Below are 12,964 nucleotides of genomic sequence, written 5' to 3'. Positions count from 1 at the left end.
GGGCTTTTGTGGCTCAGTTCTTCGGCGGGACGGGCTTGCCGCCGGGCAGCAGGGCGGGGGGTGGGAAGCGCAGCTTGCGGATCTGCAGCGCACGCATGGCGGCGTAGAAGCCGACGCCCTTGGTGCTCTCGCCGGGGAACTTCTCGGTCACCAGCTTCTTGACCTTCCACGACACCCAGACCGAGGTGAGCAGCACGCCCACCATCATGATCGGCCAGCCGATCGTGATGACCGCGACGTTGACGTAGCCGCGGATCTCGCCGGGGAAGGGGACCCAGGTGAGAAGCAGGATCAGCAGCGAGAAAGGCAGGAAGTACTGGCTGACGACCCGGCGGGAGTCGACCCAGTCACGGGCGAACTTGCGGGCCGGGCCCCGGTCGCGCGCCGGGAAGTAGCGCTCGTCGCCGCGCATCATGCCCTCGCGCGCCTTGACGCGGTCGTTGGCCTGGCGCTCACGGAGTTGCTTGTATGCCTCTTTGCGGTTCTGGGGGGCGTTCACCGGCTGGCGGCGACGGCCTTCGGCGTCCCGGCGCTTGGGTGTGGGACGCCCCTTGCCCGCAGGCTTAGGATCGTTAGCGGAGGCGGGGGAGTCGTCCGCAGTGGTCTGGGTACGTCGGAACACATCGTCAGCCTACCGGGACTGCAACTTAGTGACGCCCTCGTGCGTTATGCGTAGGGTGAACCTAGGTGGCTCCAGTGCTTTCTTGGGGGGCTGGAATCACTGGGTGACCCGAAGGCATTTGAAGAAGGGGACGGCCGACGCGCATGAGCGTGATGAAGAGACTTTCGCTGATCTTCCGGTCCAAGGCGAACAACGCGTTGGACAAGATGGAAGATCCTCGCGAAACCCTGGACTACTCATATCAGCGCCAGCTTGAGCTGTTGCAGAAGGTGCGCCGGGGAGTGGCCGACGTCGCCACCTCGCGCAAGCGGGTGGAGCTGCAGATCAACCAGATCGAGGCCCAGTCGCGCAAGCTTGAGGAGCAGGGGCGCAAGGCGCTCGGCGTCGGCCGCGAGGACCTCGCCCGCGAGGCGCTGAGTCGCCGGTCGAGCCTGCAGACCCAGATCGCCGACCTCCGCGTGCAGCACGACAACCTGCAGGGCGAGGAGGAGAAGCTCACCACCGCCTCACACCGGCTGCAGGCCAAGGTCGACTCCTTCCGTACCCGCAAGGAGACGATCAAGGCGACCTACACCGCGGCCGAGGCGCAGACGCGGATCAACGAGGCCTTCTCCGGCATCTCCGAGGAGATGGGCGACGTCGGTCTGGCCATCCAGCGGGCCGAGGACAAGACGGCCTCGATGCAGGCCCGTGCGGGTGCCATCGACGAGCTGCTGGCCAGCGGGGCGCTCGACGACTTCAGCGGGCAGCGCGGCGACGACATCCAGGCCGAGCTGGACCGCATGGGCGGCGGCCACGACGTGGAGCTGGAGATCGCCCGGATGAAGGCCGAGCTCGGTCAGGGCCCCGCGCCCAAGAGCGCGATCGAGTCCGGTGGCCCCCAGCCGCAGCAGCAGCCTCAGCAGCCGCAGCAGTCCCCCCAGACGCAGCAGTACCGTCAGCCGGGGGAGGGGCTGTGATCGTTCGCATCATGGGTGAGGGGCAGACCGAGATCGCGCCGAGTGATCTCGACGTCCTGAACGCCCTGGACAGTGAGCTTGAGGCGGCCATCGAGGCCGGCGACGAGGAGACGTTCAGATCTCGCCTGCACGACCTGCTGGACAAGGTGCGTCACGTGGGGAAGGCACTTCCGGACGACAGCCTGGAGCCCTCCGAGCTGATTTTGCCTCCGGCCGACGCTTCCATGGAAGAAGTGCGGGAGATGCTCGGCGATGAAGGGCTGATTCCCGGATAGTTTGGGCATATGGCACAGACCCGGTTTGCCCCGGACCGGGGCTTGACCAGCCGCATGGTTGCGACCATGTTCCTGCTCGGACTGCTGTATGTGATCTTCGTGGGTGCGTTGGTCGCCCTGGGGGTCCGAACCCTCCTGGTGCTGCTCATCGCCGGAGGCGCCCTGCTGGTCCAGTACTTCATGTCCGACCGCATCGCGCTGTTCGCGATGCACGGACATGAGGTCACTCCGGAGCAGGCCCCCGAGCTGCACGGCATGATCGACCGGCTCAGCGCCATGGCCGACATGCCCAAGCCGAGGGTGGCGATCGCCGACTCGGACATCCCGAACGCGTTCGCCACCGGCCGCAACCAGAAGAACTCCGTGGTGTGCGTGACCACCGGCCTGCTGCGCCGTCTGGACCGGGCCGAGCTTGAGGGCGTGCTCGCCCACGAGATGTCCCATGTCGCCCACCGCGACGTCGCCGTGATGACCATCGCCTCCTTCCTCGGCATCGCCGCCGGCCTGATGACCAGATTCGCGCTCTACTCCGGTCTGGGGCGTGGCCGCGACGACAGGGGCGGTCTGCCGATCGGCCTGATCATCATGCTGGTCTCGCTCCTGGTGTACGCGGTCAGCTTCCTGCTCACCCGTGCCCTGTCCCGCTACCGTGAGCTGGCCGCCGACCGCGCCGGCGCGCTCCTCACCCAGCGCCCCTCGGTGCTGGCGAGCGCACTGGTCAAGATCAGCGGAGAGATGGCCCGCATCCCGACCAGGGACCTGCGTGAGGCCGAGCCGTTCAACGCCTTCTTCTTCGCCCCGGCGCTGTCCGGGGGCACCAGCCTGGCCGCGCTGCTCGCGACCCACCCGCCGTTGAACCGGCGCCTGGAGCAGCTCGCCAGGATATCCGCCCAGCTCGGACAGGGAGTGTAACGGTGAAGTGGTGGGACGCGTTGCTGGGCCGTACCGACCCTGTCCAACCGGACCTGGACGCGCTGTTCGCGCTGCCGTCGGCGGCGGTGACCCTGCAGGCCGCGACCGGGCTGGTGCCGGCCGGGACGGGGGCGGTCTGCTTCCGCGCGGCCGAGGGCGGGGCCTTCGCCGAGCTGGAGCGCGACGTCGCCGGGCTGCTCGCCGCCGGGGACGGGCCGCCGGTGGAGGAGTCCACGGACACCTACGGTTACAGCTGGCTGCTGGTGCGCCGCCCGCCCGAGCAGCTCAGCGAGCTGGTCACCGACCTGCACGCGGTCAACTCCTCCCTGGAGGCGGCGGGCTTCGGCCCCTCCCTGCTCTGCTCGCTGGTCTCCTTCGCCGACGGTTCCGCCCGCAACGTCGCCCTGGTCTACCTCTACAAACGAGGCACCTTCTACCCGTTCGCGCCGCTGTCCGGACAGCACCGGGACAACGCGCTGGAGCTTCAGGTGCGCGGCGCGATCGAGGGCGAGCTGCCGCTCGAACCCGATCTCGGCCGATGGTTTCCCCTGTGGGGCGCGCCAGGGCTCTGAGGAGATGCGCGCCGGGCGGAGGCTGACCAAGGTCGCGGCCTACGCGTTCGCCGTCGCGGCCGTGGGGTACAGCGCCTGGGTTCCGGTGCAGTTCCTCAACACCGGCCTCGGCGGGCCGGGCGCCTACGTCAGCGAGCTGGCCGCGGCCGACCAGCCGTGGTCGTGGCTGGTACGGGCCGCCGATGTGCTCTCCGGGATCGCCTGCCTGACCGCCGTGGCGCTGGTGCCCGACGAGCGTCCCGGCCGCTGGGCGACGGCCGGCTGGCTCGGTCTCGCGCTGCTGGGCGTGATGACGATCCTGGACAGCGGCGCCTTCCCGCTGGACTGCGCCGCGCTGAGCGACCCCTCCTGCACCGCGGCCGAGGCGGCGGGACGGGTCTCGGCCGCGCACCGGATCCACACGGTGACCAGCGCCCTGGCGGCCGCGGGAGCGATACTCAGCCTGGTGGCGCTGCCGGTGAGCGCGCTGCGGCGGCACAGGTGGCCGCTGATCGGGTACGGCGGGGCGGTACTGGCCGTGCTCATGACCGCCGCCACGGCCTGGACCCTGGCGGCCATCGCGTCCGGCGCCCCGGTGGGGGTCGCGCAGCGGTTCCAGGTGGCGGTCATCGGGCTCTGGCTGCTGCTGCCGGCGGTCGCGCTCTGGCGGGACCGGACGGTGCCGCCCCCACCGAAGGCGCACGTCCTGCTGGAGGGAGCCGGCACGCCCCCGGTGCTGATCTGCGCCGGCATGGCGGCGGCGTGGTTCCACTGGGACCGGGTCGCCGCCGACCTGGGCCGCGACCACCTGGTGATCCGGTTCGACCGGCCGGGCCTGGGACTCAGCTCCGGCCACCGCACGCCGCCCACGTTGCGCGAGGAGGCGGAGCGGATCGGCGCGCTGGCGGACGTCCCCATGGTGGTGGCCCACTCGGCGGCGGGCCGGCACGCGGAGGCGTTCGCCCGGCTCCATCCGGGGCGGGTGGCGGGGCTGGTGCTGGTCGACCCCAGCTGCGACCCCGTGGCACGGCCCCGGGGCACCGTGCGCGCGGCAGCCGTACGCGCCGTGCAGCGCGCGCTGCCCGCGCTCGGCGGCACGTTCGGCGCGACCGTCCTCGCCGCTGTCGTGCTGCCCGTCGCGCACCGCCTCCTCATGGGGGCGCACGACCGCGCCCGGGCCGTGTACGGCAGGGGCCGCGTGCTGGCCGCCGCGCTGGCCGAGTGGCTCGCCTACCGGGACATGGCCGTCGAACTCGGCGGGTTGCGCGTGACCCACCCCTTCCCGGACGTCCCCGTCGTCATCCTCAGCGCCGGCCCGCGGGACCGCTGCCACCGTGACCTCGCCGCGCTGCTGAACGCCACGCTGATCTCCCTTCCGGACAGCGGGCACGAAGTCGAACTGGAACGGCCCGGCGCGATCGCCGAAGCGGTACGGATGATCAGTAGATTTCACGATACGTAGCCGGGTATACGACCTGGGTAGCGATCCTCTCGGGGGTGTGGTGATGGCATCTCGGCCGAAGGGGCGGCGCTGGACGGCGGCGGTGCCCCGGACGCTGGGCGTGTTCTTCGCGGTGCTGGCGGCCTACTCGACCGCCATCGCGGTCTTCGGTCCGCTGCGGAGGCTGCTGCGGCCGATCACCGACGCGGTCAGCACCAGCATCTTCTCGGTCGAGGCGAACCTCGGCTACGCCGTGTTCGTGGCCATCCTCTCCGGAGCCGTCGCCCGCCGCAAGCGCGCGGCGTACTGGCTGCTGGTGGTGCTGCTGTCGCTGACCGCGCTGCTCGACGTGATCCTCCTGCCGCCGTTCTCCCCACTGGGCGACAACGTCATCCGGCGGCTCGGATCCACCTGGTTCCTGGTCACGGGCACGATCAACCTGGTCTTCGCCACCGGTCTGCTGGCCGTACTGGTGCTCGCCCGCCGCGAGTTCTACGCCAAGGTGCAGCGCGGCGCCTTCCGCAAGGCGCTGCTGACCCTCCTCGTCCTGCTCGCGGCCTCCTTCGGCGTCGCCTACCTGCTGGTCACCCTCTTCCCCGGCACGCTGACCCCGCCGGGCAGGTCCGCCTGGGCGCTGGAGAAGGCGCTGGGCGGCGCGGTCACCTTCGACCTCGACCGCGTGGGGCATCCACCCGCCTGGGTCGGCTTCGTCGTGGGCCTGCTGACCGCCGTCGCGATCCTGTCGGCCTTCCTGGTGCTGTTCCGCTCCCAGCGGGCCAGCGCCGGGCTGCTCCCGTCGGAGGAGGCCCGGATACGCGCGCTGCTGGCCGCCACGGGAGAGCGCGACTCGCTGGGATACTTCGCCACCCGGAGGGACCGGGCCGCCGTCTTCTCGGCGAGCGGCAAGGCGGCCGTCTCCTACCGGGTGGTCGCCGGCGTCAGCCTGGCCGGGGGCGACCCGATCGGCGACGTGGAGGCCTGGGAGCCGGCCATCCGGACCTGGATGGACCAGGCGGGCGAGTACGGCTGGACCGCGGCGGCCATCGGAGCGAGCGAGGAGGGCGCCCGGGCCTACAACCGGGCGGGACTGCGGGTGCTCCAGCTCGGCGACGAGGCCGTGATCGAGGTGGCCTCCTTCGGCCTGTCCGGCCGGGAGATGCGCGGCGTACGGCAGGCGGTCAACCGGGTCGAGCGGGCCGGATACACGCTGCGCGTCCGGCGGCACGAGGAGCTGACCCCGCAGGAGATGCACCAGATCATCGACCGGGCCGAGGCGTGGCGGGACACCGAGGCCGAACGCGGTTTCTCGATGGCGCTGGGCAGGCTGGGGGATCCGGCTGACGGCAGATGCGTCCTGGTCGAGGCTCTCGCGCCGGACGGCGGCCACGCCGCGCTGCTGTCCTTCGTGCCGTGGGGCGAGCACGGCCTGTCCCTGGACCTGATGCGCCGGGACCGCGAGTCCGACAACGGCCTGATGGAGTTCATGGTCTCCGGCCTCGTCGGGCAGGCGCCCGCCCTGGGGGTGGCGCACATCTCGCTGAACTTCGCGGTCTTCCGCGCCGCCTTCGAGGAGGGCGCCAGGATCGGCGCCGGGCCGGTGCTGCGGGCCTGGCGGGGGATGCTGCTGTTCTTCTCCCGCTGGTGGCAGCTGGAGTCGCTGTACCGGTCGAACGTGAAGTACCGCCCCGCGTGGGTGCCGCGCTACCTGGCCTACGAGGACGGCCGTGACCTGCCCAAGGTCGGTCTGGCCTCGGTGATCGCCGAAGGTTTCCTGGGGCACGGGCCGAGTCTGCCCACACTGCTGCGGCGCGGGGAGAGACCGGTCCCGCCGGCGGCGGAGGCTCCCCGCACCGCGACGGCGGACGCCGCGCCGGACCGGGACGAGAGCCGCCGGGGCCCGGCCGTACCGGAACAGATGCGGGTCCGTCTCGCCAAGCTGGACCGGATCCGGGCCGAGGGCGGCGATCCGTACCCGGTGGGCCGTCCGCGCACCCACACCGCCGCCGAGGTGCGGCTGGCCCACCCCGGCGTCCCCGCCGACGTGCGGACCGGAGAGCGGGTCACGGTGGCGGGGCGGGTGATGCTGGTCCGCGACCACGGGAAGCTGCTGTTCGCCACCGTCACCGACTGGACCGGCACCCTGCAGCTCATGCTCGACCAGAGCGCGGACCTGGCACGCTGGCGCCGTACCGTCGACCTGGGAGATCACGTCGGCTGCACCGGCGAGGTCGTCACCAGCCGGGCCGGGGAGCTCTCCGTGCTCGCCGGGGAGTGGGCGGTGACCGCCAAATGCCTGCGCCCGCTCCCCGGCGGGCAGCACGGCACGGCCGGTCCGCGGGCGCGGGTACGGCGACGCTACCTCGACCTGGTGACCGACGCCGAGGCCCGCGAGACACTGCGGATCCGGGGCGCGGTCCTGCACGGCCTGCGGGACGCGCTGGTCCGCCGGGGTTTCCTGGAGGTCGAGACGCCTGTCCTGCAGCCCGTCCACGGGGGCGCCGACGCCCGGCCGTTCACCACCCACATGAACGCCTACGACCTGAGGCTCTCCCTGCGGATCTCGCCGGAGCCGCACCTGAAGCGCCTGTGTGTGGGCGGCGTGGAGCAGATCTTCGAACTCGGCCCGGTCTTCCGCAACGAGGGGGTCTCCTACCGGCACAACCCCGAGTTCACGATGCTGGAGGCGTACCAGGCCTACGCCGACTACCGGGCGATGCTGGACCTCGCCCGCGAACTCGTCCAGGAGGCGGCCACCGCGGCGTTCGGCGCACCGGTGGTCCGCAGGCACGGGCAGGAGATCGACATCTCCGGAGCCTGGCCGGTGACCACCGTGAACGAGGCCGTCTCGGCGGCCGCGGGGGAGCAGGTGACCGCGGACACCTCCGTCCAGGAGCTTCGCAAGCTGGCCGGTCGGCTGGCGGTGCCGTACGACCCGAAATGGGAGCGGGGCGCGATGCTGGTGGAGCTGTACGAGCGGCTCGTGGAGGAGCGGACCGTCGAACCGGCCTTCTACACCGACTTTCCGGCGGAGGTATCCCCCCTCGCCCAGCCGCACCGCGGTGACCGGCGGCTGGCCGAGCAGTGGGACCTGGTCGCCTTCGGAGTCGAGATCGGTACCGCCTGCTCCGAGCTGACCGACCCGGTCGAGCAGCGCCGCCGGCTGACCGAGCAGTCGCTGCGGGCCGCCGCCGCCGGAAATCCGGACGCGATGGACCTGGACGAGGACTTCCTGCAGGCGCTGGAGTACGCCATGCCGCCCACCGGCGGGCTCGGCATCGGCGTCGACCGGCTCATCATGATGCTGACCGGGAGGTCGGTCAGGCAGTCGCTGACCTTCCCGCTGGTCCGGCCCCGCGATTGACCCACCAACTGTGACTATTTGCCCGCACAATAGGCGATAAAGGGCCATCGGCGGGGGTGCGGTCATGCCGGATCTCGTGTCCTTACGAGCTGGGGACCCGGAGCGGGTGCGGGAGTATCGGCAGGCGGAGACGACGGCCGGGCGGCCGGGACCCGGGCGCCAGCCGGCACCTCGCCGCCTGGCGGCGCGGCGGCGTCGGGCGCGAGGCGGTGGTGATCGATATCGGGTGCGAGGCGGTAGTGATCGACTTCCGGGGGCAGGTGAGCCGCGCGCCGGCCACCAGCACCGGCGGCACCGAGTACGACAGGTAGTTCACGCGCTTCACACGGGAGGACCGAGTTGAGGGACTGGACCCACGCCGAGCACGTCCAGGCGGCCGTCAGGGAGATCACCGAGATGGCGGAGGCCCTTCGGGACCGCGACATGTCCACCCCGGTGCTCACCTGCCCGGGCTGGGACGTGGCCGCACTCACCGTGCACACCGGCAGTGTGCACCGATGGGCCGCCGCGATGGTCCGCGACCTGGCCGGGCGGCGCTACGACCGCGACGCCATGGAGATGGGCCTGCCGGCGGACCCCGGCGGCTACGCCGCCTGGCTGGGGGAGGGGTCCGGTCTCCTGTCCGAGGCGTTGCTGTCGCATCCGCCCGAGGCGCCGATGTGGTCCTGGGGCGCCGACCGGAGCGTGCGGTTCTGGTCGCGGCGGCAGCTCCACGAGACCGTGGTCCACCGGATCGACGCCGAGCTGGCACTGGGCCTGCCGGTCTCGGTCGACGAGGACGTGGCGGCCGACGGAGTGGAGGAGTTTCTCGACGTCCTGCCGTACGCGCGCTGGAGTCCGGGCGTGGCCGACCTGCGGGGTGCGGGCGAGACGATCTCCCTGCAGGCCGACACCGGCGCCGGATGGGTGGTCACGCTCGATCCGGACCGCTTCCACCATGTGCGCTCCCTCCAGCCGGGGAGCGTCACGGTCCGCGCCGCCACCTCGGCGGACCTGCTGCAGGTCGTGTGGGGCCGCCGCAGCGCCGACGACTACGCCGTGGAGGGCGACACCGCGCTGTTCGGCTGGTGGCGGGAACGCACGGTGATCTGACGTTCCACGGTGATCTGACGTTCAAGGTATGACAGGGCACACCGACGGTTCCCCGCCGCCGTCGCCGCCCCGTGCTGCCATGATCTTATGATCAAGATGACTCATGCCGTGGCCACGGCCGCGCTCCTCACCATGGGCATGTTCGGCGGGACCGCGTCCGCCGACCCCGCTCCCCGGCACGGTCTCCGTTCCGGCCTCGCGAAGGTGACGCTGGAGGACGATCGGTCGCGGATCACGGTCGTGGGGGAGGGCTCCCAGTCCGCCGTCCCCGACGTCATGCGCCTGAACGCCGGCGTCGAGGTGCGCCGCGCCACCGCGGGCACCGCCTTCGCCGACGCGCGGGCAGCCGCCGCGAAGCTGACCGAGGCGCTGAAGGCGGCGGGGATCCAGGCCAAGGACCTGCGGACCAACGAACTGTCCCTCGGCCCCGAGTACAGCACCTATCCCACCGTCTCCGGTTACCGGGCGGCGCAGGGCGTCGAGGCCGTGGTTCGCGACATCGCCTCCGCCGACAAGGTGATCGACACGGTGGCCGGCGTGGGCGAGGAGGCCCGCCTGAACGGCATCTCCTTCGAGGTGTCCGACAACCGCAGGCTGGTGCGGGCCGCGCGCGACGCGGCGTTCAGGGACGCCACCGCCCGCGCCGCCCAGTACGCCAGGCTGTCCGGCCGCAGGCTCGGCCCCGTCCTGACGGTCGCCGAGGAGGACGCGTCGCCCCCGCCGATCAGGTTCGCCGGTGCCGCGCTGGCCGACAAGGCGTCCATCAGCCCCGGCCAGCAGTCCATCTCGGTCCATGTCCGGGTGGTCTACGAACTGCTCTAGCCCTGGGGCGTGGGACGGCGGCCCCGTCCCACGCCCCAGGAGGACCCTCAGGGAAGGGCCAGCATCCGGTCCAGGGCGACCTTGGCCCAGCGGGTGGTGTCCTCGTCCACGGTGATCTGGTTGACGACCTGACCGGCCGCCAGGGACTCCAGTGCCCAGACCAGGTGCGGCAGGTCGATCCGGTTCATCGTCGAGCAGTAGCAGACGGTCCGGTCCAGGAACGTGACGTTCTTGTCGGGGAACATCTGCCCGAGCCGCTTGACCAGGTTCAGCTCGGTCCCCACCGCCCAGGAGGACCCCGCCGGGGCCTCTTCGAGCTTCTTGATGATGTATTCGGTCGAGCCGACGTGGTCGGCCTTGGTGACCACCTCGTGCCTGCACTCGGGGTGCACCAGCACGTTGACGCCGGGGATCCGCTCGCGGACGTCGTCGACGCACTCGGGGCTGAAACGCCCGTGCACCGAGCAGTGCCCCTTCCACAGGATCACCTTGGCGTTCTCGAGCTGCTCGGTGGTCAGCCCGCCGTTCGGCCGGTGCGGGTTGTACACGACGCAGTCGTCCAGCGACAGGCCCATCTCCAGCACCGCGGTGTTGCGTCCCAGGTGCTGATCGGGCAGGAAGAGCACCTTCTCGCCGCGGGAGAACGCCCAGTCGAGGGCCCGCCTGGCGTTGGAGGAGGTGCACACCACACCGCCGTTGCGTCCGCAGAACGCCTTGATGTCGGCGCTGGAGTTCATGTAGGTGACCGGCACCGTGACACCGGCGATCCCGGCGTCCTCCAGCGCCTCCCAGCACTCCTCGACCTGGTCGAACGTGGCCATGTCGGCCATCGAGCATCCCGCGGCGAGATCGGGCAGCACGACTCTCTGCGCGTCGCCGGTGAGGATGTCGGCCGACTCGGCCATGAAGTGCACGCCGCAGAAGACGATGTACTCGGCATCCGGCCGGGCCGCGGCCTCCCGGGCGAGTTTGAAGGAGTCCCCGGTCACATCGGCGAACTGGATGACCTCGTCACGCTGGTAGTGGTGACCCAGCACGAAGACCCGGTCGCCCAGCGCCGCCTTGGCCCGTCTGGCGCGCTCCACGAGCGCCGGATCCGAGGCGGACGGCAACTCACCGGGACAGTCGACACCGCGCTCGCTGTGCGAGTCGGTCCCCCTGCCGAGGACGAAGAGCGGAAGTCCGGTATCGGTGGTCGTCACGACCACACCCCCTTATCGTCGAACTGACGACTATGATGACACACGGCCCCCGGGGCTTTATTCCGGGGCGGAGGGGTAGTTCCGGACCGAGGAATGTGTAGCCGTCGGCGGGTGTTGGTAGCGTCTAAGAAGGACGTCAGAAACAGACAGCCGTTCCGACCGGGCGGTTGACGCAGACGCGGGAGTCACCACATGTCGGTTGAGAGCAGCGAGACCACGGCGCAGGGTCTGATCCTTAGTGACGCGGCCTCCGCCAAGGTCAAGAGCCTGCTGGAGCAGCAGGGCGAGGAAGGTCTCCAGCTTCGCGTGGCCGTGCAGCCCGGTGGCTGTTCCGGCCTGCGCTATCAGCTCTTCTTCGACGATCGTTCCATGGACGGCGACGTCGTCACGGACTTCAACGGTGTCAGCGTGGTCACCGACCGGATGAGCGCTCCCTACCTGGTGGGTGCCACGGTCGACTTCGTCGACACGATCGAGAAGCAGGGCTTCACGATCGACAACCCGAACGCCACGGGTTCGTGCGCCTGCGGCGACTCGTTCAACTAGTCGCCGAAACGCCGCACGCCAGGCGAAAAGCTGGGAAGCGACGGCCCCGTAGGGTGAGATCTGTCACCCTGCGGGGCCGTCGCGTGTCTGCGAGGTCGCGTATTCTTGCTGGGTTTCACTGCCCGCTCTTTTCTCAGATGCTGACAACGAGGAGAAAGATCCCGTGCGCATCGCCGTCACCGGCTCTATCGCGACCGATCACCTGATGACCTTTCCCGGCAGCTTCCGGGATCAGCTCATCGCCGAACAGCTCGACCGGGTGTCCCTGTCGTTCCTCATCGACGATTTGCAGATCCGCCGCGGCGGCTGCGCGGCCAACATCGCCTTCGGCATGGGCTGCCTGGGACTGACCCCCATCCTGGTCGGTGCCGTCGGCGCGGACTTCGCCGACTACCGTTCCTGGCTGGAGCGGCACGGAGTCGACTGTGAATCGGTCCACGTCTCCGAGCTCCACCACACCGCCCGGTTCCTGTGCACCACGGACGAGGATCACAACCAGATCGCGTCCTTCTACACCGGTGCGATGGCCGAGGCCCGGCTGATCGAGCTCGGCCCGATCGCCCAGCGCCTCGGCGGCCTGGATCTGGTGCTGGTCAGTCCCAACGACCCCGATGCGATGCTCCGGCACACCGAGGAGGCTCGCGGGCGGGGCATCCCGTTCGCAGCGGACCCGTCGCAGCAGCTCGCCCGGATGCCCGGTGAGGACATCCGCCTGCTGATCGACGGCGCCGCCTACCTTTTCAGCAACGACTACGAAAAGGGTCTCATCGAGCAGAAGACCGGCTGGTCGGACGAGGAGGTCCTCAACCGGGTCGGCGTCCGGGTCACCACGCTCGGTCCCAAGGGCGTCGTGATCGATCGCAAGGGCGAGCCGTCCCTGCACGTCCCGGCCGCCCCCGAGCTCGGCAAGGTCGACCCCACCGGGGTGGGCGACGCCTTCCGCGCCGGCTTCCTGTCCGCCCTCGCCTGGGAGCTGCCGCTGGAGCGCTGCGCCCAGGTCGGCAACCTCGCCGCCACCCACGTCCTGGAGCACGTCGGCGGCCAGGAGTACCAGCTCGGCCAGAAGGTCTTCCTGGAGCGCTTCACCGCCGCCTACGGAGCGGAGGCCGCCGCCGAGGTGGCGCCTTCCGTGAAGTGCCACCACGCCTGATCTTTCACTGCCGACGAGTACGGCGGGCCCG

Annotated in this window: 12 protein-coding genes; 10 read left to right on the top strand and 2 right to left on the bottom strand. The window is 70.8% G+C overall.

What is annotated here, in order from left to right; all coding sequences use genetic code 11:
* Window positions 1-13: 13 nt before the first annotated feature.
* On the bottom strand, window positions 14-622 hold the full coding sequence (locus OHA77_RS08090; RefSeq protein WP_326821258.1) for a DUF3043 domain-containing protein: 609 nt from the start codon (window positions 620-622) through the stop codon (window positions 14-16).
* 143 nt (window positions 623-765) lie between these two features.
* Between OHA77_RS08090 and OHA77_RS08085 the strand changes: the two genes are divergently transcribed.
* From OHA77_RS08085 to OHA77_RS08050, 8 genes are all read left to right on the top strand, one after another.
* Window positions 766-1,581, top strand: coding sequence for a PspA/IM30 family protein (locus OHA77_RS08085; protein WP_326821259.1), 816 nt, complete (start codon window positions 766-768; stop codon window positions 1,579-1,581).
* Window positions 1,578-1,856 carry a PspA-associated protein PspAA gene (locus OHA77_RS08080; RefSeq protein WP_326821260.1) on the top strand — a complete coding sequence of 93 codons (279 nt, stop codon included), beginning with the start codon at window positions 1,578-1,580 and terminating at the stop codon, window positions 1,854-1,856. Before OHA77_RS08085 ends, OHA77_RS08080 begins: the two co-directional genes overlap by 4 nt.
* 9 nt (window positions 1,857-1,865) lie before the next feature.
* Window positions 1,866-2,768 (top strand): zinc metalloprotease HtpX, encoded by a 903-nt coding sequence (htpX, locus tag OHA77_RS08075; protein ID WP_326821261.1) that lies wholly within the window; start codon window positions 1,866-1,868, stop codon window positions 2,766-2,768.
* A 2-nt stretch (window positions 2,769-2,770) separates the two neighbouring features.
* Complete coding sequence (locus OHA77_RS08070) at window positions 2,771-3,340, top strand: hypothetical protein (protein WP_406317157.1); 570 nt, start codon at window positions 2,771-2,773, stop codon at window positions 3,338-3,340.
* A 4-nt stretch (window positions 3,341-3,344) separates the two neighbouring features.
* Window positions 3,345-4,781 (top strand): alpha/beta fold hydrolase, encoded by a 1,437-nt coding sequence (locus OHA77_RS08065; protein ID WP_406317155.1) that lies wholly within the window; start codon window positions 3,345-3,347, stop codon window positions 4,779-4,781.
* A gap of 43 nt (window positions 4,782-4,824) precedes the next feature.
* On the top strand, window positions 4,825-8,121 hold the full coding sequence (gene lysX, locus OHA77_RS08060) for a bifunctional lysylphosphatidylglycerol synthetase/lysine--tRNA ligase LysX (protein WP_406317153.1): 3,297 nt from the start codon (window positions 4,825-4,827) through the stop codon (window positions 8,119-8,121).
* 339 nt (window positions 8,122-8,460) lie between these two features.
* The gene (locus OHA77_RS08055) at window positions 8,461-9,213 is read left to right on the top strand and encodes a maleylpyruvate isomerase family mycothiol-dependent enzyme (RefSeq protein WP_406317151.1); all 753 of its coding nucleotides are present in this window, start codon (window positions 8,461-8,463) and stop codon (window positions 9,211-9,213) included.
* A gap of 87 nt (window positions 9,214-9,300) precedes the next feature.
* Window positions 9,301-10,035 carry an SIMPL domain-containing protein gene (locus OHA77_RS08050; RefSeq protein WP_406317149.1) on the top strand — a complete coding sequence of 245 codons (735 nt, stop codon included), beginning with the start codon at window positions 9,301-9,303 and terminating at the stop codon, window positions 10,033-10,035.
* A 47-nt stretch (window positions 10,036-10,082) separates the two neighbouring features.
* On the opposite strand, the gene nadA is transcribed toward OHA77_RS08050, so the two are convergent.
* Window positions 10,083-11,237, bottom strand: a complete 1,155-nt coding sequence (gene nadA, locus OHA77_RS08045; protein ID WP_406317148.1) for a quinolinate synthase NadA — start codon at window positions 11,235-11,237, stop codon at window positions 10,083-10,085.
* Window positions 11,238-11,429: 192 nt separating this feature from the next.
* On the opposite strand from nadA, the gene erpA reads away from it, so the two are divergent.
* Window positions 11,430-11,783, top strand: coding sequence for an iron-sulfur cluster insertion protein ErpA (gene erpA / locus OHA77_RS08040; protein WP_184757387.1), 354 nt, complete (start codon window positions 11,430-11,432; stop codon window positions 11,781-11,783).
* A 163-nt stretch (window positions 11,784-11,946) separates the two neighbouring features.
* Window positions 11,947-12,933: a carbohydrate kinase family protein gene (locus OHA77_RS08035; RefSeq protein ID WP_406317147.1), complete on the top strand. Its 987-nt coding sequence runs from the start codon at window positions 11,947-11,949 to the stop codon at window positions 12,931-12,933.
* The last annotated feature ends 31 nt before the right edge of the window (window positions 12,934-12,964 follow it).

The sequence above is a fragment of the Streptosporangium sp. NBC_01639 genome (assembly GCF_045209755.1).
Classification (GTDB): Bacteria; Actinomycetota; Actinomycetes; order Streptosporangiales; family Streptosporangiaceae; genus Streptosporangium.
This window is presented reverse-complemented; position numbering and strand designations above follow the sequence as displayed.

What these genes read in the sequence shown, in the direction of transcription:
- OHA77_RS08085 (WP_326821259.1), top strand. Translation starts at nt 766, where the DNA reads ATGAGCGTGATGAAGAGACTTTCGCTGATCTTCCGGTCCAAGGCGAAC.
- htpX (WP_326821261.1), top strand. Translation starts at nt 1,866, where the DNA reads ATGGCACAGACCCGGTTTGCCCCGGACCGGGGCTTGACCAGCCGCATG.
- OHA77_RS08065 (WP_406317155.1), top strand. Translation starts at nt 3,345, where the DNA reads ATGCGCGCCGGGCGGAGGCTGACCAAGGTCGCGGCCTACGCGTTCGCC.
- lysX (WP_406317153.1), top strand. Translation starts at nt 4,825, where the DNA reads ATGGCATCTCGGCCGAAGGGGCGGCGCTGGACGGCGGCGGTGCCCCGG.
- OHA77_RS08050 (WP_406317149.1), top strand. Translation starts at nt 9,301, where the DNA reads ATGATCAAGATGACTCATGCCGTGGCCACGGCCGCGCTCCTCACCATG.
- erpA (WP_184757387.1), top strand. Translation starts at nt 11,430, where the DNA reads ATGTCGGTTGAGAGCAGCGAGACCACGGCGCAGGGTCTGATCCTTAGT.